Consider the following 21446-nt stretch of genomic DNA (forward strand, 5'->3'; position numbering starts at 1 on the left):
GGAATGTGCGCTGGAACACGCCGGCCTCGGGGGGCTGGGCCTAACCTCCGCCCACCTCGCGAGGTCCCGATGCCGCCGCAAGATCGTTCGGCGATCGGCCGCGGCTTTTCGTCCTGCCGCGACCCTCCCTAGCCGACCCGACCCTTTCGCGATGCGGCGCGTTTCGCTGCCCCTGCGAGGCCCCGGAGTCCCACCCTGCCCGAAGGGGGTGCTCGATGACCCATCCATGGCCCCATCACCACACCGACGGTTCGGTGCACTACACCCATTGCCGGCCCGAGACGGTGGAGGCGCTGCCGGCCACCGAGCAGGCCCGACCCGATTGGCGCCGGCGCCTGCGCGGCGCCGCCGGCATGATCGGCGCCTCCGGCCTCGCCGCCGGGGCGATCTGGTTCGCCATGCTGTGCGACCCCACCGTCTCCCGCGCCGCCCTGCCGCCCTCGGCCGATGTCTGCACCAATGCCGGCCACGCCGTGCGGGTCTGGTTCGACGCCGAGACCGCCCGGCGCGCCCGCGTCGCCGCCTCGCCCCACCAGCACGCCTTCAACAGCATGCTGCTGTGGTACCGCTCGGCCGAGGGCAAATGCGCCGCCGGCCGGACCCAGGAGGCGGTCAAAAGCTTCCAGGCCCTGGAGCGGATGATCGCCGGGTTCGAGGCGAACCGCGAGGACCGGGACGAGGCGGGGCTCTGACGGCCTTGCGCGCCGGGCCCGTTCGCGCTTGGCTGCCTCCGAGCATGCTCCGACGACGTGGATACCGGTTCGTCGTAGACAATGCGGCAAGATCAAACGCGGAGAGCAGTGCCCGATCGCACCGCGATCGGGCACTGCTCTCGCGATGACGGGAGGGGCGGGATGGCGGATGGTCTGACCTTCGTGCTGGTGCACGGCGCCTGGCACGGCGGCTGGTGCTGGGTGCGCGTCGCCGACATCCTGCGGCGCGAAGGCCACCGGGTCTTCACCCCGACCTGCACCGGGCTGGGCGAGCGGGCGCACCTCCTCTCGAAAGACATCACCCTCGACACCTTCGTGCGCGACGTCGCCGGGACGATCGCGGCCGAGGAGCTGACGCAGGTCGTGCTGGTCGGGCATTCCTTCGGGGGTCTCGCGATCAGCGGCGTGGCGGAGGCCATGCCGGAGCGGCTGCGCCACCTCGTCTATCTCGATGCGCTGATCGTGCAGCCGGGCCGGGCGCCCTTCGACGGCCTGCCGCCCGAGGTGGCGGCGGCCCGCCGCCGCGCCGCCGCGGAATCGAGCGGGGGCTTGAGCCTGCCGCCGCCGCCGGCCGCTTCCTTCGGGGTGCTCGATCCGGCGGATGCGGCCTGGGTCGAGCGGCGCCTGACCCCGCACCCGCTCGGCACCTACGAGAGCACGCTGCCGATCCGCGGCCCGGTCGGCAACGGGCTGCCGCGCACCTATGTCGATTGCACCGCGCCGTCCTACGCCACCCTGGACGGGGTCAAGGACTGGGTGCGGCGCCAGCCCGGCTGGGGCTGGCGTGAGATGGCCACCGGCCACGACGCCATGGTGAGCGCCCCCGGCGCGCTCGCGCGGTTGCTGGTGGAACTCGGCGGCGGTTGACCGTCACCCCATCGTGACGACCGTGCGCCCGGGATCGATCTCGATCAGCCGCAGGCCGAAGCTGCGGCCCTCCTGCGCCTCCCAGTCGGCGAGCACGGCATTGACCCGCTCGGGGCCGTTCTCGGCGAGGGTGCGGGTGCCCACCGGCTCCGCGATGGCGTGCATGACCTCGCCCATCAGCCGGGCGCGAGCCGGCGCCCCGGCGGGCTCGGCGGCGTCGCAATAGGTCGTGACGATCTGCTCCGACAGGGCCTCGATCACGGACTGGTTCACGGAGGTCATGCCCATGCTGCGCTCTCCTGGTCGGCGGGGCCATCCGCCCCTTCGGACCGGAACAACGCGGCCGGGCGCGAGCGGTGCCGGGCGCCGGCCCCGCCCCTCCCGATCACCCCGCCTGCTGCTGGCCGGCGGCGCGGTGGGCGGCGAGCGTCACCACCTCGGCGGTGGGGGCCTCCTTCTGACCCTGGCCCATCATGAAGATCACCGGGTTGCGCGGCATGTAGCCGGGGTTGCGGCGCAGGTTGAGCAATTGCTGCAACTCCACCGCGGTCAGGTCCTTCGGCGTGGCGTCGCGCCAGACATGGCCGGGCGAGGCGGCGCGGGCGAAGGGCCACCAGGAGCGGCGCTCCATCTCGACCTGCAGGACGAGCTTGCCGGTGAGGGTCTTGCGGAAATTGAAGCGACCCGTGATGGCCATGACGCGTCCTCCATTCCGGGACATCGAGAGCATTTTCCGACGAAGCGGATACCGGTTCGTCGCAGAAAATGCGGCAAAATCAAAGACCTGGAGCAGCGTCCGATTGCAAGGCGATCGGGCGCGGCTCTAGTCCAGATCATCTGGACCCGTGCAGCTTAGCACGGCACTAACATGGGGCGGCGACGCTTCTCGGAACACCCGCTGGCTTTGCGGAAAAACCGAGGGAGCCACTGCCGCGCTGCCGCACCCCCTCACTTAACGGTTGCGATGCAAAAACGCTCCCTCACGCTCGACGCCGCATCGATCGCCCGGGCCCATCCGCACAAGGTCGCCGCCGACGAGCGCGGGCCCGGCTGCGGCATGGCGCTGATGGACGAGACCGAGGCCGATGCGCGCCTGGAGGCGGCCCTGGCCGAGCGGCCGGGCGATCCCGGCACCCTGTGGCTCTTCGCCTACGGCGCCCTGATGTGGCGGCCGGAATTCCCGTTCTCGGAACGCCGCGAAGCGCGGGTGCGGGGCTGGCACCGCCGGTTCTGCCTGTGGCAGCGGGGTTTTCGCGGCACGCCGGAGCGCCCCGGCGTGATGCTCGCCCTCGACCGGGGCGGGCAGTGCCGCGGCCTCGCCTATCGGCTGGCCGGCGACGACCTGCGGGCGGCCGTGCGGCCGGTCTGGCGGCGGGAGATGCGCGGGCGCGGCTACCAGGCCCGCTGGCTTACCGCCGAGACCGCCGAAGGACCGGTACCGACGCTCGCCTTCGTGGCCGACCGGGCGGGCGGGCGCTATGCCGGGCGGCTCACCGATGCGGAGATCGCCGACCGGATCGCCGCGGCCTGCGGCCCCATCGGCCCGAGCGCCGAATACCTGCTCAACACGGTGGCGGCCTGCGAGGCGATGGGCATCCGCGACCGCCACCTCTTCGCCATGCAGGCAATGGTCGCGGAACGGCTCGCCGCCTGCGACGAGTCCGCGGCTCAGAACAGCCCGACGCCGATGCCGGGCTGGGGCCGCGGCGGGTAGCCGTAGGGGCCGGTCGAGACGCCGTAATAGGGCAGGACCGGCGCGTAGCCGAAGCCGAGGAGCGGCCGGGGCGGCGGCGCGACCACGACGACGTCGGCCTCGACCGCGACGGGGGGCGGGGGCAGCGGCGGGGGCGGCGCCCGCCAGCCGGCGGAGACCTCCGCCCCCCCGCGCGCGCCGTAGCCGGCGGGCATGTCGGCCGCCATCGCCGGCAGGGCCGTGAGGGCGGCCGCCAGGGGCAGCCAGGCCAGCGTCGTGCGGAGCGTCATGGTGAAACAACCTCGGGAAGGGGCGTGCGGACAAGCTTCGCTGGAACAAGCTTCGCCATGACAAGCTTCACCGGGGCATCCCGGTTCCCCGGACTCTGCCCTAGATTGGTGAACGAACCGGAGCCGATGCCGCGCGAGAGATCGAGCGCCGCCCGAGACCGAGGTGCCATGACCGAGCCGCCTGCGTTCTACGACGACCTCCCGGGCTGCCTCGCCGAGGCCTGGCGCCGGCTGGAAGAGGGGGCGGCACACCGGAGCGGCTTCCACGCGCCGGCGCTGGCCACGATCGGCCGCGACGGTGCCCCGCGCCTGCGCACGGTGGTGTTGCGCGGGGTCGACCGGGACAGCCGCACCTTGCGCATCCATTGCGACGCCCGCTCCGACAAGGCGGCCGAGATCGCCGCCGATCCCCGGGTGGCGCTCCACGCCTACGACCCGGCGGCGAAGATCCAGGTGCGGATCGAGGGAGAGGCCCGCCTGCACGGGCAGGACGCCGTGGCCCGCGCCGCCTGGGCGGCGTCGCGGCCGATGAGCCGGGTCTGCTACGGGACCGCACCGGGCCCCGGGACCCCGTTGCCGGCGGGCGGAGCCTACGCCCTGCCGGAAGACGAGGCGGCCGTGGACGCGGGCTTTTCGGAGTTCCGCGTCATCGTCCTGACGGCGGCCCGGCTCGACTTCCTGTACCTCGCCCGCCGGGGCCACCGGCGGGCGCTGTTTACCTGGGACGGGGAGGAACCGGCGGCGACGTGGCTGGCGCCGTGATTCGGTCTCTCAGCGCAAGGTCACCCGCATCGGCATCCCCTCCGCCGGGCGCAAGGTGATGCGCTGCTTGAGCACCGGCTCGTAGCCGGGCCGCAGCGAGAACCGGAGCGAGCGGACCAGCACCGCCAGGATCGCGACGGCTTCCGAGAGCGCGAAGCCCATGCCGATGCAGATCCGGGGACCTGCCGCGAAGGGCAGGTAGGCGTAGCGGTCGCGGGCCTTCACCGCCTCGGGGGAAAAGCGCGCGGGGTCGAAACGCTCGGGGTCGTCCCACAGGCCGGCGTGGCGGTGCACGGCGTAGATCGGGATGGTGATCGGCGTGCCGGACTTCACCGGGACCCCGTCGAGGTCGACGTCGCGGATCGCCGCCCGCACCACCACCGGCACCGGCGGATAGAGCCGCATCGCCTCGAGGATCACCTGGCGGGTATAGGGCAGGGCATCGACGTGCTCGGGACGCAGCGGACCGCCCCCGGTCGTCGCCTCGACCTCGGCGGCGATCAGCGCCTCGCTCTCCGGATGGTGGGAGAGGAGGTAGAACGCCCAGGTCAGGGCGAGCGCCGTGGTCTCGTGGCCCGCGGTCACGAAGGTGAGCAGGTTGTCGGCGACGTCGCGGTCGTCCATCGCCTGGCCGGTCTCCGGGTCGCGGGCGGCGAGCAGCAGGCTCATCAGGTCGTTGCGCCCCTCGGTGCCGGTGCGGCGGCCTTCCGCGGCGAGGCGCACCAGTTCGTCGCGCAGGTACATCTTGGCCCGCTCGGCGCGGGCCCGGCCCGGGAACGGCATCCAGGCCGGCGCCCGCAGGAGCGTGAGGGCGATGACCCAGCTGGTCGATTCGAGGTAGTCGGTGATGCCGCGCTCGACCCGGGCGGCGTCGATGCCGCCGGGCCCCGAGAGCATCGTCTCGACGATGATCTCGAAGGTGGTGCGCATCATCGTGCGGGCGATGTCGATCTCGGTCCCGGGCGCGGCGGCGAGCGCGTCGCGGGTGCGCTCGGCGGCGGCGATCATCGCCGGCACGAAGCTGCGGATGCGCTCGGCCCGGAAGATCGGCGCCGCCGCCCGGCGCTGCCAGCGCCAGCGCGCCCCGTCGGCGGTCAGGATCGCGTCGCCGAGGGCCGGCGAGAGGGCGCGGCGCAGGACCTCGGATTTCTCGAAGGCGTCGGCCTCGTCCACCATCACCCGGCGGATCAGGTTCGGGGCCATGACGAACAGGCTGGAATTGCCGAGGAACTCGGAGACGTAGTGCGGCTCGCGGTAGATCGTCTCGGGCCAGGCCTCGAGCGGGTTGCGCAGGACGGTGCGCAGGAAGCGCCACGGCCCGAGCGGCCGGGCCGGCGGCGTGATCCGGGCGAGGACCGGCCGCGGCCCCTCGGGCGCCGGACGGACATGGGACGGATGCGCGGTCATGGCTCGCCTGGGTTCGGGGGTCCCGACGGACACCGGGAGCCCGCCTCTTCTCCTACCCCATCTGGGCGCGACCGTGACGGGGAAACGCGAGGCGCCCGGTGCGCGTTGGCACCGACACCGACGGAGCCCCCGATGCAGGCCGCCTTCGACCGCACGACCCTCGACCGCCTGGTCGCCCTCGGCCGGAGCCGGGGCGGGCTGACTCCCGACGACCTGCGCCGGGCCCTGCCGGTGGACCGGATGAGCGCCGAGGACATCGCCCTGGTGCTGATCGAGCTGGAGGAGGCCGGGATTTCGGTCGATCCGGACGAGGCCCTGCTGCAACCCGGCCGTCCGCTGCCGCCCGCCGGCACGGTCCGGCTGCCGGAGCCGGGGGCGCCCGAGGCGGCCGCGCCCGCCGCCGAACCGACGAAAGCCGCGACGGCCGCAAGCGCGCCGGAGACCCGCGCCGCAACGCCCCCGAAGCCCCAGGGCGGCGCGCATCGGGCGGTGGTGTGGGCGGGCGTGGCGGCGCTCGTCCTCGTGCTCCTCATTCTGGCTGTGTGGGCGGGGCGGGGCTGAGTGACCGTCCCCTCAACCGTCCCACCCGCGACCTCATCCTGAGGTGTCAGTTCATCGCAGATGGACTGCCCCCGAAGGAGGGCTCCAGGGATCGCCCAGGATTCTGGAGCTCTCCTTCGAGGCTCCCTACGGTCGCATCTCAGGATGAGGTCGCGGGTTGGGAGAGCCGATCCCTCGGCGTCCCGAGTTCCTGTCGTCCGCCGTCATGCGAGCAACACCCGAATCGTGGCCGGCGACCGGCCGGCTCCTATATCCGTCGGCTCTCGGAGAACCCCCATCCATGACCGGCCCCGCCTACCGCTTCGGCATCGAGGAGGAGTTCTTCCTGGCGGATGCCGCGACCCGCGGGACGCCCCGCTCCGGCGTGCGCGGCTTCCACGCCGCCGCGAAGTCCCTGCTGCCGGCGGCCGAGCGCGAATTGCTCCAGAGCCAGATCGAGATCGCGACGCCGCCGGCGACGGCCCTGGAGGAGGCGAGGGCCGGGCTCGCCTCCTTGCGCCGGGGGCTCGCCGAGATCGGTCGGGCGCACGGGATCCTGGTCCTTGCCGCCGGCACCCATCCGGGCGCCGCCTGGGACGCGCAACGCCCGACCGACGGCGCGCGCTACCACGGCATCCTCGACGAGGTGCGGATGATCGGCCGGCGCATGCTGGTGAGCGGCATGCACGTCCATGTCGAGGTGGCCCGGCCCGACGACAGGGTCGACCTGATGAACCGGCTGCTGCCGGTCCTGCCGGTGCTGCTTGCCCTCTCGGTCTCCTCGCCGTTCTGGCAGGGGCGGGATACGGGTCTCGCCGGCTACCGCCTCAGCGTGTTCGGCGAGATGCCGCGCACCGGCCTGCCCGACCTGTTCTCCTCGAATGCCGAGTTCGAGCGCTACGTCGCCGTGATGGTGCAGGCGGGGGCGATCCAGGATGCGAGTTTCCTGTGGTGGCACCTGCGGCCCTCGATCCGTTACCCGACCCTGGAACTGCGCATCGCCGACAGCTGCACCCGGGTCGAGGACGCGGTGGCCATCGCCGGGCTCTACCGCTGCCTCGTGCGCGCCGCCGAGCGCCGGCCCGACCTGAATGCCCGCCTTGACGGGGTCGCCCGGGCGGTGATCCGCGAGAACCTGTGGCGGGCCCAGCGCGACGGCGTGCAGGCCGCCCTGATCGATCCGGAGGCCGGCCGCGCGGTGCCCTACGGCGAGGCCCTGGAGACGGTGCTGGCGCTGGTCGCCGAGGATGCCGAGGCCCTGGCCTGCGGGCCGGCCCTCGACGGGGCCCGCCGCATCGCCCGCGAGGGCACCAGCGCCGACCGCCAGCGCGCGGCCTACGAATCCGCGCGGGGCCAGGATGGCGAGGACGCGGCCGGCATCGCCGCGGTGGTGGATGCGCTCGCGCGGGAGACCGAGGGACGGGCGTGAGCCACCCTCACACCCGGCACAGCCGGGCGAGGCGCCGGCCGGACACCCGGCCGCGGGGCGTGCCGTCGCTCTGCAGCCCCTCGCCGGCGAGCGCGACCCGGGTCGGGTTCTCGATCAGGGTGTAGCGGGTACGCCAGGCCGGCAGGCCGAACTGCACCGCCCAGAGCCGCAGGGCGGCGCAGAAGCCCCGCAGGGTATCGGGCCCGAACCGCAGCGGATCGAGCACCGGCGCGACCTCGGCGGCGCCGTAGGGCAGGGCGCGAAAGCCGGCGAGCCGGTTCGGGCGGTCCTCCGCCAGGGTGAAAGCGGCGGTCGATTCGACGCCGAGCGCCCCGGCGCGGTCGGGCGGGACGGTGGTCGTCGCGATGGTGAGGGGCTGCTCGGCCACCAGCACCACGGCGCGGTCGGGCGCGCCGGCGAGGTCGAGCGCGAACGGCCGGTAGCCGGCGCCCGGCTCCCGCGGCGCGGTGAAGACGAGGCCGATCAGGTCGAGGGCGGCGGCGGAGCCCGAGACCCGGTCGGGATGGGCGGTCCAGCCGATCAGCCGCTCGCGCTGGGCGGTGCGCTCGGCCGCCACGTCGGGGATCTGGATGTCCGGATCCGGGAGCGTGCCCCGGATCGGCGCCACGGCCTCGGCGCCGGCCGCCGTGCAGACCGGGCAGGCGGGGGCCGGCCGGGTCTCGGCGAAGTCCGGGGTGGGCGGGCGGGAAGGAGCCCGAGCCGCCTCCTGGGCGAGGGAGGGCTGGGGACGGGACGGCACCGTCTCCACGGCCGGGCGCGGGCGCAGCAGGCCGATGCGCGGATCGAGGGCCGCGATCACCGCGAACGGAATGGCGACGGCCCCGAGCGCCGCAAGACCCAGCCGCCAATGCCCGCTTCCGTTCCGCACGCTCCACCGCCCCGCTTGCGCGCAACCCGTGGCGCGATCGGTCGAGTATGTATCCGATTTCGAGGAAAATGCGTCCGCGACAAAGACTTAGATAAAAATCCTGGGGATGGCACGGCCTGCCGCTTGCCTCCTGTCCTTGCGTGATGGGCAGGAGGCATCCGAAAAGCCGGGACGGGTGCCCGGCCGACCCGGATGCCCTATGCTGCCACCATGACGATGCCCTCATGACGATGCCCGCGCCCGACCCCACGGACGGCCTCGCCCGACGGCTGCGGCTGGAGCGCGAGGCGCGGGGCTGGTCGCTCGGCGACCTGGCGGCCCGCTCCGGCGTCTCGAAGGCGATGATCAGCAAGGTCGAGCGGGCCGAGGCGAGCCCGACCGCCGTTCTGCTCGGCCGGCTCTCGGGCGCCTTCGGGCTCACCCTCTCGACCCTGCTGGCCCGGGCGGAGGGGGAGACGGGCCAGGTCAGGCGCGAAGCGGCGCAGCCGGTCTGGATCGATCCGGCGACCGGCTACCGCCGCCGGCAAATCTCGCCGCAGGCCTCGGCCCTGGCGGCCGAGCATCCCCTCGACCTGACGGAGGTGGAGTTGCCGGCCGGCGCCGAGGTCTCGTATCCGGCGGCCTCCTACGCCTTCCTGCGCCAGATGATCTGGATGCTGGACGGCACCCTGACCTTCCGGGAGGGCGAGGCCACCCACGTGCTCGAGGCCGGCGATTGCCTGGCGCTCGGCGCCCCGGTCGATTGCACCTTCGCCAACCGGAGCGACCACCCCTGCCGCTACCTCGTCGCCGTGGTGCGGCAGCGCTGAAAGCTTCGGCAGCGCTGAAAGCTTCGGCAGCGCTGAAAGCTGGGGCAGCGCCGATTCAGGCCGCGCGACGGGCGAGAAAGCCGCGGGCCTCGGCGCCGCCGCGCAGGAAGCCGTAGACCAGCACCGGCCAGCAGAACAGCAGCACCGCCATCGGCACCGACATCTGCCAGCCGACGATCGCCCCGACGATGCCCGCCGCCGAGCCGACGAAGCGGAAGTAGAACACCGGCACCGCAACCACGAGGGCGATGGCGACCGGCACGCCCAGGACCGCGGTCAGTCCGGCCTGCACCGCCAGGAGGTTGGTCACGCCCATGGCCAGGAATACCAGGAAGGCGGCGATCTGCATCATCGGGTTTCGCTCTCGGGCGTCAGTGACAGGAGGCCATACAGACAGGCGAGCATGGCTTTTTGTGGGGCGCCGCCTTCGGTGGGCGCTCCGCGTCTCTCTCCTGCACGGAAGAGAACCGCCCCTGCCGCGTCCCGTCCCGCACGACAGGATGCAAGGATAGCCGGCAATAGAATATTTTTACGCTTTTTAGCAAAAAAGAAGGCAAAAATTACCGATTTCACCTGAAAACAGAGTCGGCAAACAGATATTAATCCCCAAATTTCGATCATATTCCGCCAGAATGTGCGCAACCGCACAGTGATGTCGCCGATCGCGACTTAGATGCCTCGCATCCGGCGCCGCGATATCGACGGCGCCCGCGACACATCAACGAGATCGACGATGACGAAGACGACCCTGCTTCTCGCCGGTGCGGCGCTTCTCGCCGCCACTGCGGCTCCCGTTCAGCCGGCCCAGGCCCAGTCGGTGCGGGAGAACTACACCTACAAGGCCCCCTCCGGCATGTTCAGCGAGGGCACCACGAAGTGGGACATGTACCGCTTCATGGCGATCGACCATGAGGAGCACGAGAAGCAGGAAGCGGCGGCCAGGGCCGTAGACCAAACCGCCGTAGATCAAACCGCCGCGGTGCCGACCGCCCATACCCGGCTGCATCGCGCCCACTGATACGGAATCCGGAAGATTCCTTCCGGCGACTGTATTGCCGGTCAAGGGCCAATCGGCAGTGCCGCGCTTGGTTTTAGCCGTATGGGGGTCAGATCGTTCACCGGCGCGAGCGCGTCAAGGCGGGCGCTGCGCGCCCTCGCGCTTCGCGCGACAAGGCCTTGACCCGCTCCCACCGGCGAACGCCAAGCTCGGCGAGAGGAGCGATGAAGACATCGCTCCTCTCGCTCGTCACGGATCGGATCCCGCAGGGGACGCGGCGTTCTCCTCCCCCCGACCGGCCTCTCCCTGCTGCAACTTGCTCGCCTCGAACGTCGTGTCGTCGCGCACCAGGGCGTTGGCCAGCACCACCAGGCGTCGGCCCGACGCCACGATCGCCACCTTGGCCGGCTTACCCGCCGTTCGCATCGCCCGGTACGGCTCGCGGAAGGCCGAACAGCTGCGCGCCGCCACCATCCCGGCCATGTAGAAGGCCGTGCGCAGGCAGGGACGCCCACCGGCAATCGCGTGGCGGCCCGGGTGAGCCCCGCTCTGGGTCGGATGAGGCGCCATCCCGGCCAGACTGGCCGCCGCCTTGCGGTCGAGCGTGCCGAGTTCGGGCATGTCGGTGATCACCACGCTGGCGATGCGCGAACCGATCCCGGGGATCGAGGTCAGGATCGCGCGCTTGCGCGCCAGGCCAGGCTCGGCGGCGATGCGTGCCTCGAGAGCGGCCTCGACCTCGGTGCAGGCAGCCGTCAGGGCCTTGATCACCGCCCTGTGGCTGTCGGCGATGGCCGGGTCGAGGGCCTGGGCCAGGCGGGTCTTCTCCATGGCGATCAGCTCGGTGAGCTGGCGGCGCCGGGTCGAGAGAGCCTTGAGGGTGATCTGGTCGGGGGTCGGGGCGGGGCGCAGGTGCTCGCTCATGCGCTGAGCAAAGCGGGCGATGAGGGCGGCGTCCAGCCGGTCTGTCTTGGCGATCAGCCCTTCGGCGGAGCGGAACGCCTTGACCTGGCGCGGATCGGCCAGGGCGACGTCGAGCTCAGCTTTACGCAGGGCGGCGATGAGGGGATAGGCGTAGGGGCCGATCGCCTCCAGGGCGACCGTGCGGATCCCGCGCTGCTTGAGCGTCGAGATCAGCTTGGCGATGCCGGTCTCCGTATTGTCCTGACGCACCGGCTTGGCCGCCGGGAAGAAGCCGAGATCGAGGAAGTGCTTGCCGACATCGATGCCGGCCACGGTGGGGATGGTGGCGCTGTGTGACATGGGTGATCCTGTCCTGTACGCGGACGCCTGCACGAGGCAGGGCCCGATCGACTGTCCGGAGCAGCCATCAGGACATCCGGGATCAGGCCGGAAGGCGATCGTGCGGCCATCGCCGTTGAGCGACAGGGGACGCAGACCGGGAAACCGTGAGACCGCCGGATGCCCTCGCCGTAGCAGCCTACGGCCACACATCAGGTACAGGATTCCGTATCATCAGCCCGCGCGGCGCCTGAGCGAAGCCGCTTTCCGCATCGCGAAGCGATCAATCGGAAAGCGTATGACGCTTGCACGTCCACCGACCGTGGCACGCCCGCCGATCCTTGAGGAAGCGGCGTGGATGCGCCCCCGCCACACCCGGCGGGGGCATCGTTTCATCTAACCGTCATGTCTCTCGCCAGACGTTTCGACTTCGCTACAGTTTTATCCAATGCGGTCGGCATCAGATCCGCGAATGCTGCAATGCGAGGGACATTGCGGAAAACATGGCGGGGGACGGGATGGACGTACGGGGGCGGCTCACCCAAGTTCAGTCCGACATCGGGGCGACGTGCGACCGGGCGACCCGGCAGATGTCATTGATCGAGGCACGTGAACGGAGCGGTTTGTCGACCGATCACGAGCGGAACATCCTGCGCGGCATGCGCGTCTCCTTGGGATTCACGTATCACCAGGAGAATCTTCTACTAGCGACCCTGTCCCGCCAGGCCGAGCACGACCATCGCCCGATCCCGGCCCGGCGCCGGTGCCACCGCGGCGCCGGGGAGGATTGCCCGCTGCCGATCCGCTGCTGCGCGACCCTGGCGGCGACGGTCCGGCTCTCGCCGGAAGCGACCTGGTCGCACGCAGCGATCGCGCCGCGCTGATTCGCCGGACGCACCCCGTCTTTTCGCCCCGCGCCGGTGCGGCAAGGCCGCCACAGCCACCCTCCATCACCCGCATCGACCGGTCCCGCTCCCCTCGGGCGGTCGCCCCGTCCCGGGGCGCTGTGGCGCCGGAGCACTGGCGGCCGGCCCGGGCCCGGCGGTCTTCTGGTGCGCGAGATCAGGGAGTCAGCCCTTTGCCCACCCCGTTGCCCGCCCTTTCGGATGCGCCGCTCTTCCTCCACATCGCCGGGTCGCTGGTCTTCGTGGCCGCTGCCGGCCGCGGCATCGGCTGGGCCCTCGATGCCTGGGTGCGCCGCGCGCCCGACGGCGCGAAGCCCGCCGAGGCGGAGACCCCGGCCGAACCCCCGCCTCAATCCGGCGCCCGCATCCGGTAGCCGATTCCGGTCTCGGTCAGGATGTAGCGCGGGCGCTCGGGCTCGGGCTCGAGCTTCTGGCGCAGCTGGCGCACGTAGACCCGCAAGTATTGCGGATCGGCGGCCGTACCCCAGACCTCGCGCAGCAGGTGGGCATGGGTGAGTACCTTGCCGGCATGGTGCACCAAGAGGCGCAGGACGTCGTATTCCTTCGGCGACAGCTTCACCTCGCGCTCGCCCACCCGGACGATCCGGCGCACGAGATCGACCGTGAGGTCGCCGGCCCGGAAGACCGGGCGCTCGCCGCCGACCGCGAGCTGGTGGCGGAGCGCGTTGCGCATCCGGGCCAGGAGCTCGTTCATGCCGAAGGGCTTGGTGACGTAGTCGTCAGCCCCGAGATCGAGCGCCTCGACCTTGCCGGCCTCGTCGTCGCGGCTCGACAGCACGATCACCGGCAGGTCGGGCCGCCTCGCGCGGATCTGCGCCAGGAGCGCGTGGCCGGCGATGTCCGGCAGGCCGAGATCGAGGATGGCGAGCGCGAAGGCCTCCCGCTCCAGGAGATCGAGGGCGGTACGGCCGCTCGGAGCCTCCGCCACCGCGTAGCCCTGGCTGCCGAGGCCCACCCGCAGGAGCTTGCGGATCGGCGGCTCGTCGTCGATCACCAGGATGCGCAGGGCATTCGTCACGCGCATGTCCTTCTGCCTGGCCCTCGACGCGTCCAGGGCCAGGCGTCCGGCGCATCGGCGCCTGGCGCCTGTCGGCGCAGACCCGTTCGGGCTTGCCTTGCGCTTCCGAACTTGTCCGTCCGGCATCGCTGCGGGATCAGGTCCTTCAAGCGGCGTCCTCCAGGGCGGCGCGGGGCACCGGCAGGGTCAGGGTGAAGGCCGCACCGGTCCGGTCCGGGCGGTTGCGGGCGGCGACCCGCCCGCCCATCGCCTCGACGAAGCCGCGGGAGATGGCAAGGCCCAGCCCCGTCCCGGCCCGGACCCGGTCGCGCTTGCGCACCCGGTAGAAGGTGTCGAAGATCCGCTCCTCGTCGCCCTCCGGGAGACCCTCGCCTTCGTCGAGGATCGTCAAGAACACCTTGTCCCCCTCGCGCCACCCCTCGATCCGCACCAGGCTGCCTTCGGGAGCGTATTTGGCGGCGTTGTCGAGGAGGTTGAACAGCACCTGCTCCATCAGCACCGCGTCGAGGCTCAAGGTGGGTAGGCCTGGCCTCAGCGCCAGGTCGACGCGGTGGCGGGAGAGGATCTTGGCCGCGCGCTCGAGTGCCGTCCCGACGATCTCGGCGAGGTCGTGGGGGGCGACGTTCGGGGCGAGCGCGCCGGATTCGAGCTTCGTCATGTCGAGGAGGTTGGCGATGAAGCGGTTCAGGCGCTCGGCCTCGTCGATCATCGTCGAGAGCAGTTCCCCTTGCGCCTCCGGGTCGAGGGCGTCCCTCAGGTCGCGGAGCGTCGTGGCCGCGCCGAGCACGGCGGCGAGCGGGGTCTTCAGGTCGTGCGAGAGCGACGACAGCAGCGCCTGGCGCAGGCGGTCGGTCTCGGCCGAGCGCCGGGCGCGGTCGAGGTCCTCGACGAGGTGGACCCGCTCGATGGCGAGCGCCCCCTGGTCGGCCAGCGCATCGAGGAGCCGGCGCTGGTCGGGGGTGAGGAGCGGGCCCGGCTTGTCGCCGTCGAGCCCCACCACCCCGACCATGCCGCGGCCGGTGCGCAGGGGCAGGAACAGGCGCTTGGCGCCCGGCAGGGTGTCGGCGCCCCGCCCTGCCGGGCGGCCGTGGTCGAAGGTCCACTTGGCCGCCGCGAGGTCGGCCTCGTCGAGGAAATCCTCCGGCGGATAGCCGGCCATCACGGTGACGGTGCCCTCGTGGGGCAGGAGCAGCACCACCCGCAGCCGCAGCATCAGGGCGATCTGGTAGGCGGTGGCCCACAGGACGTCGTCGAGGGTGCCGCAGCTCGCGAGCTTGCGCGAGAAGCCGTAGAGCGCCTCCGTCGCCCGCGAGCGCGCCCCCGACATCGTCGCCTCGGCCCGCACGCGGCCGGCGAGGTTCGAGACCACCACCGCCACCAGGGTGAAGAAGAACAACGCGACGACGTTGGTCGGATCGGCGATGGTGAAGGTGTAGAGCGGCGGCAGGAAGAAGAAGTTGTAGGCGAGCGACGACGCGAGCACCGCGGCGAGCGACGGGTACAGCCCGAAGCGCACCGCCACCGCCACCACGGCGGTGAGGAAGACGAGGTCGGTGCTCTCGTGGCCGAGATACGATTGCAGCACGAGGCCGATGCCCAGCGCCCCCCCGACCGTGGCGATTGCCGCGACGTAGGGCAGGGGGCCGGGCCGCGGCGGGGCTGCGGTGCGCACGCCCTTGTGGGCGGCCGGCGCGCCGGCCGCCTCCTCGCCCGCCCATTCCTGGCCCGCCACGACGTGGACGCTGATCGGGCCGGAGCGGCGCAGGAGGTCGTGCACCACCGAGCCGTTGACGAGTTCGAACCAGCGCGAGCGGGTCGACTTGCCGATCACCACATGGGTGACGTTGTGCTCGCGGGCGAAGGCCACCACGTCGTCGGCGATCCGCCCCTGGCTCGGCAGGGTCGCGGTCTCGGCCCCCAGGCGCTCGGCGAGCCGCAGGGTGTCGGCGATGCGGTCGCGCTCGGCCTCGCTCAGAGACGCGCTGCGCCGGCTCTCGATGGTGAGTGCCGTGAACGGCGCACGCAGCCGGTCGGCCAGGCGCTTGGCGTAGCGCACGAGGCCGCTCGATCGCGGATCCTCGCTGACGCAGACCAGCACCCGCTCCCCCGCCGCCCAGGGGCCGGGAATCGCGTGGGCCCGCATGTGGGTGACGAGCTGGTCGTCGACCTGCTGGGCGGTGCGGCGCAGCGCGAGTTCGCGGAGCGCCGTCAGGTTGCCGGGGGAAAAGTAGTGCTTGAGCGCCCGCTCGGCCTGGCGCGGCAGGTAGACCTTGCCCTCCCGGAGGCGCTGGATCAGGTCGCCGGGGGAGAGATCGATCACCTCGATGTCGTCGGCCCGGTCGAGGATCGAATCCGGCACGGTCTCGCGCACCCGGATCCGGGTGATCTGCGCCACCACGTCGTTCAGGCTCTCGACATGCTGGATGTTGAGGGTGGTGTGGACGTCGATGCCGGCCTGGAGCAGTTCCTCGACGTCGAGATAGCGCTTCGGGTGGCGCGAGCCCGGGGCGTTGGTATGGGCGAGCTCGTCGACCAGTGCCAGCTGCGGCTTGCGGGCCAAGAGCCCGTCGAGGTCCATCTCGTCGAACGTGCCGCCGCCATACGCGACCATGCGGCGCGCCAGCACCTCGAGCCCGGCGACCAGGGCTTCTGTCTCGGGCCGGCCGTGGGTCTCGACCACGCCCACCACCACGTCGACGCCCTCGCGCAAGCGCGCATGGGCGGTGGTCAGCATCTCGTAGGTCTTGCCGACCCCCGGCGCGGCCCCGAGGAAGATTTTCAGGCGCCCGCGCCCGGGCGCCTCCCGGCGCGCCTGCGCCAGGAGCGCGTCGGGCGAGGGCCGCAGGCCCTCGCGCAGGGGCCGTGACGTATCCCTCATCGTCCCGTTTGCGCCGGCACCGAACCGAGATCCAGGGCGCGGTTGAGGGCGAGCACGTTGACCCGCCGCTCGCCGAGGAATCCGAGGCTCGGCTCCTGGATCTGGCCGGCGACGAGGGCGCGCAAGGAATCCTCGGAGACGCCGCGGGCCTTCGCCACCCGGGGCACCTGGAACAGGGCGCCCTCGGGCGAGACGTCCGGATCGAGACCCGAGCCCGAGGTGGTGACGAGGTCCTGCGGCACCGGGTCTGCCGGGTTCTCGGCCTTGAGCGTCGCGAGGTCGGCCTTCACCCGGTCGATGAGCGCCGGATTGGTGGGCCCCAGATTGGCGCCGCCGGAATTGGCGGCGTTGTAGGGCGCGGCCACCGTCTTCGAGGCATCGGCCGGGTCGGGCGCCACGGTCGCCGAGGGGCGGCCGTGGAAGTAGCGCGGACTGGTGAAGGACTGGCCGATCAGCGCGGAGCCGACGAGCGTGCCGTCGGGCCCGCGGATCAGGCTGCCTTGCGCCTGGACCGGGAAGAGCCGCTCGGCGATCCCCGTCATGGCGAGCGGATAGGCGAGGCCGGTGACGAGGGTCAGGCCGGTGAGGAGCACGAGGGCGGGGCGGAGGTGCCGGAGCATGGCGGTGGTCTCGTTCAAGCCAGATGGAGGGCGCTCACGGCGAGATCGATCACCTTGATGCCGACGAACGGCACCAGGATCCCGCCGAGACCATAGATCAGGAGATTGCGCCGCAGCAACGCGGCGGCGCCGACGGCGCGGTAGCTGACGCCGCGGAGTGCCAGCGGGATCAGCGCCACGATGATCAGCGCGTTGAAGATGATCGCCGACAGGATCGCGCTCTGGGGCGAAGCGAGCCCCATCACGTTGAGGGCGTGGAGCTGCGGGTAGAGCCCGACGAACATCGCCGGGATGATGGCGAAGTACTTCGCCACGTCGTTGGCGATCGAGAAGGTGGTGAGGGCGCCGCGGGTCATCAGCAGCTGCTTGCCGATCTCGACGATCTCGATGAGCTTGGTCGGGTCGGAATCGAGGTCGACCATGTTGCCGGCCTCGCGGGCCGCCACCGTGCCGGTATTCATCGCCACGCCGACATCGGCCTGGGCCAAAGCCGGTGCGTCGTTGGTGCCGTCGCCGCACATCGCCACGAGCTTGCCTTGCGCCTGCTCCTTGCGGATCAGCGCCAGCTTGTCCTCCGGCGTGGCCTGGGCCAGGAAATCGTCGACGCCGGCTTCCGCGGCGATGGCGGCGGCGGTCATCGGGTTGTCGCCGGTGATCATCACCGTGCGGATGCCCATCCGGCGCAGCTCCGCGAAGCGCTCGGCGATGCCGCCCTTGACGATGTCCTTGAGGTGGACGACGCCGAGGAGCTTGCCGTCGCGGGCCACCGCCAGCGGCGTGCCGCCGGCCTTGGCGATCTCCTCGGCGATGGCCCGCACCTCCTGGGCCGCCGTCGCATCGAGGCGGGGTTGCAGCACCCGGGCGGCGGCGCCGGCTCCGACCAGGGCCGGGGCGGATTCGAGGCTCGCGATCACCGCCTCGACCGCCCCTTTGCGGATTGAGGAGCCGTCGAGGTCGATACCCGACATCCGCGACTGCGCGGTGAACGGCACGAAGGTGGCATTCAGGCTCGCCATATCGCGAGCACGGATGCCGTGCGCCTCCTTGGCGAGCACCACGATCGAGCGGCCCTCCGGGGTCTCGTCGGCGAGCGAGGCGAGCTGGGCCGCATCCGCCAGGGTGCCGGGGGTGACGCCGCGCACCGGGCGGAACTCGGTCGCCTGGCGGTTGCCGAGCGTGATCGTGCCGGTCTTGTCGAGGAGCAGGGTGTCGACGTCGCCCGCCGCCTCGACGGCGCGGCCCGACATGGCGAGCACGTTGAACCGCACCAGCCGGTCCATGCCAGCGATGCCGATCGCCGAGAGCAAAGCCCCGATCGTGGTCGGGATCAGGGTGACGAAGAGCGCCACCAGCACGGCGAGGGGAATCGCGCCGCCGGCATACGAGGCGAAGCTCGGGATCGAGCCGACCGCGAACACGAACACGATGGTGAGGCCGGAAAGCAGGATGTTCAGCGCGATCTCGTTGGGGGTCTTCTGCCGGGAGGCGCCCTCGACCAGCGCGATCATCCGGTCGATGAAGGTCGAGCCTGCGGCGGCGGTGATCCGCACCCGGATCCAGTCGGAGAGCACCTGCGTGCCGCCGGTCACCGCCGAGCGGTCGCCGCCGGATTCGCGGATCACGGGGGCGGATTCGCCGGTGATCGCCGCCTCGTTGACCGAGGCGATGCCCTCGATCACTTCGCCGTCCGACGGGATCACGTCGCCGGCCTCGACCAGCACCACGTCGCCGACCTTGAGCCCGGCGCCCGGCACGGTCTCGTACGTCGTCCGCGGGCCGCCGGGCGTGGCGGCGGCGCCGGCCAGGAGCTTCGCCGTGGTCTCGGTGCGGGTGCGGCGCAAGGAATCGGCCTGCGCCTTGCCGCGCCCTTCCGCCACCGCCTCGGCGAAGTTGGCAAACAGCACGGTGAACCACAGCCAGAGGATGATCTGGCCGGTGAAGGCGAGATTCTGCCCGCCGGTGACGAGGTCGCGGACGAACAGCAGGGTGGTGAAGGCCGCCACGACCTCGACCACGAACATCACGGGGTTCTTCACCATCTGGCGCGGGTCGAGCTTGGTGACCGCGCCGAGGCAGGCCGGGCCGATCAGGCCGGCATTCAAGAGGGAGGATTTTTGGGACTGGGCCATGATCCTGGGATCCGGATGAAGGCGGGAAGAGTGGGGCAGGCGGTTGCAGCCGCAGCACCCAGGAAGTGACGTGTCGGTTTTCGAGCGGAGAGGATCGTTTTTCCGAGATCAGACGGATCGCCAGTGGACCCGCCATCTCTCATCAGCGACCTCATCCTGAGGTGTTGGCGATCACAGATCGCACGCGATCGAAGATCGACTCACCTCGAAGGAGGGCTCCAGGAATCGCATGGACCTCTGGAGCCCTGCTTCGAGGCTCACTCCGTTCGCACCTCAGCATGAGGTCGTGAATGGGATGAGCCCTGTTCGCTCGGCCGGGCTTCACGGCGCGAGCGCCGCGGCCCCGAGCATGACCGCCGCCCAGATCGCGCCGGAGCCGAGCAGCGCGAGGCCGGTGAGCGCCAGGACGATGTCGCAGGGCCGCAAGGTGGAGCGGTCGGGAAGCGGGCCGGAGCGGGGCCGGTGCCGGGACAGGCCCCGGCGCAGGCGGTCGGCGTGGGTGGTCATGGCTCAGTTCCCCGCCGCCGCGAAGGTCTGGCCGGCGGCCCCCGCCAGGTGCTCGACGATGGGTCCGAGAGCCAGCGACGGGAAGAAGGTCAGGCCGCCGACGATCAGGATCACCCCGACCAGGAGACCGACGAACAGGCCGCCATGGGTCGGGAAGGTTCCGGCGGAAGCCGGGACCGTCTTCTTCGCCGCGAGCGAGCCGGCGATGGCGAGCGCCGGGATGATCACGAAGAACCGCCCGACCAGCATCCCGGCGCCCAGCGTCAGGTTGTAGAACGGGGTGTTGCCGGACAGTCCCGCGAAGGCCGAGCCGTTATTGGCCGCCGCCGAGGTGAATGCGTAGAGGATCTCCGAGAAGCCGTGGGGACCCGCATTGGCCGGCCCGGCAAGGCCCGCCGGCAGCACCGTGGCGAGCGCGGTGAGGCCGAGCATCATCAAGGGCAGGCAGAGGATGGCGAGCATCGCCATCTTGACCTCCCGGGCCTCGATCTTCTTGCCGAGATATTCGGGAGTACGCCCGACCATCAGCCCGGCGACGAAGATCGCCACCACCACGAAGACCAGCATGCCGTAGAGGCCGGCGCCGACGCCGCCGACGATGATCTCGCCGAGCTGCATGTTGACGAGCGGGATCATGCCGCCGAGCGCCGTGAAGGCGTCGTGCATGGCGTTGACCGCGCCGCAGGAAGCGGCGGTGGTCACCACCGCGAACAAGGCCGAGCCGGGGATGCCGAAGCGGACCTCCTTGCCCTCGAGGTTGCCGCCCTGGAGCCCCAGCGCATGAAGGAGCGGGTTGCCGGCGCCCTCGGCCCCGTAGGTGACGACGGTGCCGGCGAGGAACAGCACGCCCATCGCGGCGAGGATCGCCCAGCCCTGGCGCTCGTCCCCGACCATGCGGCCGAACACGTTGGTGAGGGCGGCCCCGAGCGCGAAGATCGACACCATCTGGATCAGGTTCGACAACGCGGTCGGGTTCTCGAACGGGTGGGCGGCGTTGGCATTGAAGAAGCCGCCGCCATTGGTGCCGAGCATCTTGATCGCCACCTGGCTCGCCACGGGCCCGAGGGCGATGGTCTGCTTTCCGCCTTCCAGGGTGGTGGCCTCGGCGTAGGGAGCCAGCGTCTGCGGGATGCCCTGCCAGACCAGGAACAGGGTGTAGACGATGCAGAGCGGCAGCAGCACGTAGAGCGTGCAGCGGGTGAGATCGACCCAGAACGAGCCCACCGTGCGGGCGGAGGCCCGGGCGAAGCCCCGGATCAGCGCCACGGCGAGCGCGATGCCGGTCGCCGCCGAGAGGAAGTTCTGGTGCGTCAGCCCCAGCATCTGGGAGAGGTAGGAGAGGGTGCTCTCGCCGCCGTAATTCTGCCAGTTGGTGTTGGTGACGAAGCTCGCCGACGTGTTGAAGGCGAGGTCCGGCGCCACCGCCGACTGGTCGGCGGGGTTGAGCGGGAGAACCGCTTGCAGCCGCAGGATGCCGTAGAGCAGCACGAAGCCGGCGGCGTGGAAGATCAGCATGGCGCCCGCGTAAGCGAGCCAGTGCTGCTCGTGGCGCTCGTCGATGCCGGCGAGGCGGTAGAGGCCGCGCTCGATCGGGCGCAGCACGGGGGAGAGGGGGGTGGAGGCGCCGGTGAAGACCCGGGTCATGTAGAGACCGAGCGGCTTCACCAGGGCGAGGACGATCACGCAGAACAGCGCGATCTGGATCCAGCCGGCGAGAGTCATGGGGCGCT

Annotated in this window: 23 protein-coding genes; 10 read left to right on the forward strand and 13 right to left on the reverse strand. The window is 71.5% G+C overall.

From position 1 onward, the window contains the following. Positions 1–215: 215 nt before the first annotated feature. A complete protein-coding gene (locus AC3AOF_RS22555) occupies positions 216–692 on the forward strand; it encodes a hypothetical protein (protein ID WP_236988789.1) in 477 nt (158 codons plus the stop codon). Between the two features lie 162 nt (positions 693–854). Next, entirely contained in the window at positions 855–1580 is a 726-nt protein-coding gene (locus AC3AOF_RS22560; RefSeq protein ID WP_488346560.1) for an alpha/beta fold hydrolase, read from the forward strand. A 3-nt stretch (positions 1581–1583) separates the two neighbouring features. On the opposite strand, the gene AC3AOF_RS22565 is transcribed toward AC3AOF_RS22560, so the two are convergent. Together AC3AOF_RS22565 and AC3AOF_RS22570 are read right to left on the reverse strand one after the other, a co-directional pair. After that, complete coding sequence (locus tag AC3AOF_RS22565; RefSeq protein ID WP_488346561.1) at positions 1584–1868, reverse strand: hypothetical protein; 285 nt, start codon at positions 1866–1868, stop codon at positions 1584–1586. Between the two features lie 97 nt (positions 1869–1965). Continuing rightward, a complete protein-coding gene (locus AC3AOF_RS22570) occupies positions 1966–2277 on the reverse strand; it encodes a hypothetical protein (protein ID WP_236988786.1) in 312 nt (103 codons plus the stop codon). Between the two features lie 267 nt (positions 2278–2544). Here AC3AOF_RS22570 and AC3AOF_RS22575 point away from each other — a divergent pair, with 267 nt between their 5' ends. Beyond that, complete coding sequence (locus AC3AOF_RS22575) at positions 2545–3294, forward strand: gamma-glutamylcyclotransferase (RefSeq protein ID WP_236988785.1); 750 nt, start codon at positions 2545–2547, stop codon at positions 3292–3294. On the opposite strand, the gene AC3AOF_RS22580 is transcribed toward AC3AOF_RS22575, so the two are convergent. Then, the gene (locus AC3AOF_RS22580; RefSeq protein ID WP_488346562.1) at positions 3249–3563 is read right to left on the reverse strand and encodes a hypothetical protein; all 315 of its coding nucleotides are present in this window, start codon (positions 3561–3563) and stop codon (positions 3249–3251) included. The two genes, AC3AOF_RS22575 and AC3AOF_RS22580, sit on opposite strands and share 46 nt — an antisense overlap. Positions 3564–3731: 168 nt before the next feature. Here AC3AOF_RS22580 and AC3AOF_RS22585 point away from each other — a divergent pair, with 168 nt between their 5' ends. Next, positions 3732–4325 (forward strand): pyridoxamine 5'-phosphate oxidase family protein, encoded by a 594-nt coding sequence (locus AC3AOF_RS22585; RefSeq protein WP_236988783.1) that lies wholly within the window; start codon positions 3732–3734, stop codon positions 4323–4325. 9 nt (positions 4326–4334) lie between these two features. Here AC3AOF_RS22585 and AC3AOF_RS22590 read toward each other — a convergent pair whose 3' ends face one another. Further along, the gene (locus AC3AOF_RS22590; protein ID WP_236988782.1) at positions 4335–5732 is read right to left on the reverse strand and encodes a cytochrome P450; all 1398 of its coding nucleotides are present in this window, start codon (positions 5730–5732) and stop codon (positions 4335–4337) included. 132 nt (positions 5733–5864) lie between these two features. Between AC3AOF_RS22590 and AC3AOF_RS22595 the strand changes: the two genes are divergently transcribed. Continuing rightward, the gene (locus AC3AOF_RS22595) at positions 5865–6293 is read left to right on the forward strand and encodes an RNA polymerase sigma factor region1.1 domain-containing protein (protein WP_236988781.1); all 429 of its coding nucleotides are present in this window, start codon (positions 5865–5867) and stop codon (positions 6291–6293) included. A 280-nt stretch (positions 6294–6573) separates the two neighbouring features. Next, complete coding sequence (locus AC3AOF_RS22600; RefSeq protein WP_488346563.1) at positions 6574–7701, forward strand: carboxylate-amine ligase; 1128 nt, start codon at positions 6574–6576, stop codon at positions 7699–7701. A 7-nt stretch (positions 7702–7708) separates the two neighbouring features. Here AC3AOF_RS22600 and AC3AOF_RS22605 read toward each other — a convergent pair whose 3' ends face one another. Beyond that, positions 7709–8590, reverse strand: coding sequence for a hypothetical protein (locus AC3AOF_RS22605; RefSeq protein ID WP_488346564.1), 882 nt, complete (start codon positions 8588–8590; stop codon positions 7709–7711). 224 nt (positions 8591–8814) lie between these two features. Here AC3AOF_RS22605 and AC3AOF_RS22610 point away from each other — a divergent pair, with 224 nt between their 5' ends. Then, positions 8815–9399, forward strand: coding sequence for a helix-turn-helix domain-containing protein (locus AC3AOF_RS22610; protein ID WP_236988778.1), 585 nt, complete (start codon positions 8815–8817; stop codon positions 9397–9399). Between the two features lie 55 nt (positions 9400–9454). Here the strand turns inward: AC3AOF_RS22610 and AC3AOF_RS22615 are convergent, their stop codons facing one another. After that, positions 9455–9751: a hypothetical protein gene (locus AC3AOF_RS22615; RefSeq protein ID WP_488346565.1), complete on the reverse strand. Its 297-nt coding sequence runs from the start codon at positions 9749–9751 to the stop codon at positions 9455–9457. A gap of 381 nt (positions 9752–10132) precedes the next feature. On the opposite strand from AC3AOF_RS22615, the gene AC3AOF_RS22620 reads away from it, so the two are divergent. Continuing rightward, positions 10133–10417: a hypothetical protein gene (locus tag AC3AOF_RS22620; RefSeq protein WP_236988776.1), complete on the forward strand. Its 285-nt coding sequence runs from the start codon at positions 10133–10135 to the stop codon at positions 10415–10417. A gap of 228 nt (positions 10418–10645) precedes the next feature. Here AC3AOF_RS22620 and AC3AOF_RS22625 read toward each other — a convergent pair whose 3' ends face one another. Then, the gene (locus AC3AOF_RS22625) at positions 10646–11659 is read right to left on the reverse strand and encodes an IS110 family RNA-guided transposase (protein ID WP_488346458.1); all 1014 of its coding nucleotides are present in this window, start codon (positions 11657–11659) and stop codon (positions 10646–10648) included. Positions 11660–12228: 569 nt separating this feature from the next. Between AC3AOF_RS22625 and AC3AOF_RS22630 the strand changes: the two genes are divergently transcribed. Next, complete coding sequence (locus tag AC3AOF_RS22630) at positions 12229–12522, forward strand: hypothetical protein (protein ID WP_488346566.1); 294 nt, start codon at positions 12229–12231, stop codon at positions 12520–12522. A 194-nt stretch (positions 12523–12716) separates the two neighbouring features. Further along, positions 12717–12917 carry a hypothetical protein gene (locus AC3AOF_RS22635; RefSeq protein ID WP_236988774.1) on the forward strand — a complete coding sequence of 67 codons (201 nt, stop codon included), beginning with the start codon at positions 12717–12719 and terminating at the stop codon, positions 12915–12917. On the opposite strand, the gene AC3AOF_RS22640 is transcribed toward AC3AOF_RS22635, so the two are convergent. The 6 genes from AC3AOF_RS22640 to kdpA form a co-directional block, all read right to left on the reverse strand. Further along, positions 12893–13588 carry a response regulator transcription factor gene (locus tag AC3AOF_RS22640; RefSeq protein ID WP_236988773.1) on the reverse strand — a complete coding sequence of 232 codons (696 nt, stop codon included), beginning with the start codon at positions 13586–13588 and terminating at the stop codon, positions 12893–12895. The genes AC3AOF_RS22635 and AC3AOF_RS22640 overlap by 25 nt on opposite strands. A gap of 139 nt (positions 13589–13727) precedes the next feature. After that, positions 13728–16460: a sensor histidine kinase gene (locus AC3AOF_RS22645; protein ID WP_236988772.1), complete on the reverse strand. Its 2733-nt coding sequence runs from the start codon at positions 16458–16460 to the stop codon at positions 13728–13730. Continuing rightward, entirely contained in the window at positions 16457–17080 is a 624-nt protein-coding gene (locus tag AC3AOF_RS22650; RefSeq protein WP_236988771.1) for a K(+)-transporting ATPase subunit C, read from the reverse strand. Before AC3AOF_RS22650 ends, AC3AOF_RS22645 begins: the two co-directional genes overlap by 4 nt. A 14-nt stretch (positions 17081–17094) precedes the next feature. Then, positions 17095–19209 (reverse strand): potassium-transporting ATPase subunit KdpB, encoded by a 2115-nt coding sequence (gene kdpB / locus AC3AOF_RS22655; protein WP_488346567.1) that lies wholly within the window; start codon positions 19207–19209, stop codon positions 17095–17097. 321 nt (positions 19210–19530) lie between these two features. Then, a complete protein-coding gene (locus AC3AOF_RS22660; protein ID WP_236988769.1) occupies positions 19531–19716 on the reverse strand; it encodes a hypothetical protein in 186 nt (61 codons plus the stop codon). Between the two features lie 3 nt (positions 19717–19719). Then, positions 19720–21438 carry a potassium-transporting ATPase subunit KdpA gene (gene kdpA, locus AC3AOF_RS22665; protein ID WP_488346568.1) on the reverse strand — a complete coding sequence of 573 codons (1719 nt, stop codon included), beginning with the start codon at positions 21436–21438 and terminating at the stop codon, positions 19720–19722. Positions 21439–21446: the final 8 nt, after the last annotated feature.

The sequence above is a fragment of the Methylobacterium sp. 142-1Y genome (genome assembly GCF_057747795.1).

Bases quoted from the DNA above. Each gene is read 5' to 3' on its own strand.
- AC3AOF_RS22555 (WP_236988789.1), top strand. From the start codon at position 216: ATGACCCATCCATGGCCCCATCACCACACCGACGGTTCGGTGCACTAC.
- AC3AOF_RS22560 (WP_488346560.1), top strand. From the start codon at position 855: ATGGCGGATGGTCTGACCTTCGTGCTGGTGCACGGCGCCTGGCACGGC.
- AC3AOF_RS22565 (WP_488346561.1), bottom strand. From the start codon at position 1,868: ATGGGCATGACCTCCGTGAACCAGTCCGTGATCGAGGCCCTGTCGGAG.
- AC3AOF_RS22570 (WP_236988786.1), bottom strand. From the start codon at position 2,277: ATGGCCATCACGGGTCGCTTCAATTTCCGCAAGACCCTCACCGGCAAG.
- AC3AOF_RS22575 (WP_236988785.1), top strand. From the start codon at position 2,545: ATGCAAAAACGCTCCCTCACGCTCGACGCCGCATCGATCGCCCGGGCC.
- AC3AOF_RS22580 (WP_488346562.1), bottom strand. From the start codon at position 3,563: ATGACGCTCCGCACGACGCTGGCCTGGCTGCCCCTGGCGGCCGCCCTC.
- AC3AOF_RS22585 (WP_236988783.1), top strand. From the start codon at position 3,732: ATGACCGAGCCGCCTGCGTTCTACGACGACCTCCCGGGCTGCCTCGCC.
- AC3AOF_RS22590 (WP_236988782.1), bottom strand. From the start codon at position 5,732: ATGACCGCGCATCCGTCCCATGTCCGTCCGGCGCCCGAGGGGCCGCGG.
- AC3AOF_RS22595 (WP_236988781.1), top strand. From the start codon at position 5,865: ATGCAGGCCGCCTTCGACCGCACGACCCTCGACCGCCTGGTCGCCCTC.
- AC3AOF_RS22600 (WP_488346563.1), top strand. From the start codon at position 6,574: ATGACCGGCCCCGCCTACCGCTTCGGCATCGAGGAGGAGTTCTTCCTG.
- AC3AOF_RS22610 (WP_236988778.1), top strand. From the start codon at position 8,815: ATGACGATGCCCGCGCCCGACCCCACGGACGGCCTCGCCCGACGGCTG.
- AC3AOF_RS22615 (WP_488346565.1), bottom strand. From the start codon at position 9,751: ATGATGCAGATCGCCGCCTTCCTGGTATTCCTGGCCATGGGCGTGACC.
- AC3AOF_RS22620 (WP_236988776.1), top strand. From the start codon at position 10,133: ATGACGAAGACGACCCTGCTTCTCGCCGGTGCGGCGCTTCTCGCCGCC.
- AC3AOF_RS22625 (WP_488346458.1), bottom strand. From the start codon at position 11,659: ATGTCACACAGCGCCACCATCCCCACCGTGGCCGGCATCGATGTCGGC.
- AC3AOF_RS22630 (WP_488346566.1), top strand. From the start codon at position 12,229: ATGTCATTGATCGAGGCACGTGAACGGAGCGGTTTGTCGACCGATCAC.
- AC3AOF_RS22640 (WP_236988773.1), bottom strand. From the start codon at position 13,588: ATGCGCGTGACGAATGCCCTGCGCATCCTGGTGATCGACGACGAGCCG.
- AC3AOF_RS22645 (WP_236988772.1), bottom strand. From the start codon at position 16,460: ATGAGGGATACGTCACGGCCCCTGCGCGAGGGCCTGCGGCCCTCGCCC.
- AC3AOF_RS22650 (WP_236988771.1), bottom strand. From the start codon at position 17,080: ATGCTCCGGCACCTCCGCCCCGCCCTCGTGCTCCTCACCGGCCTGACC.
- kdpB (WP_488346567.1), bottom strand. From the start codon at position 19,209: ATGGCCCAGTCCCAAAAATCCTCCCTCTTGAATGCCGGCCTGATCGGC.
- AC3AOF_RS22660 (WP_236988769.1), bottom strand. From the start codon at position 19,716: ATGACCACCCACGCCGACCGCCTGCGCCGGGGCCTGTCCCGGCACCGG.
- kdpA (WP_488346568.1), bottom strand. From the start codon at position 21,438: ATGACTCTCGCCGGCTGGATCCAGATCGCGCTGTTCTGCGTGATCGTC.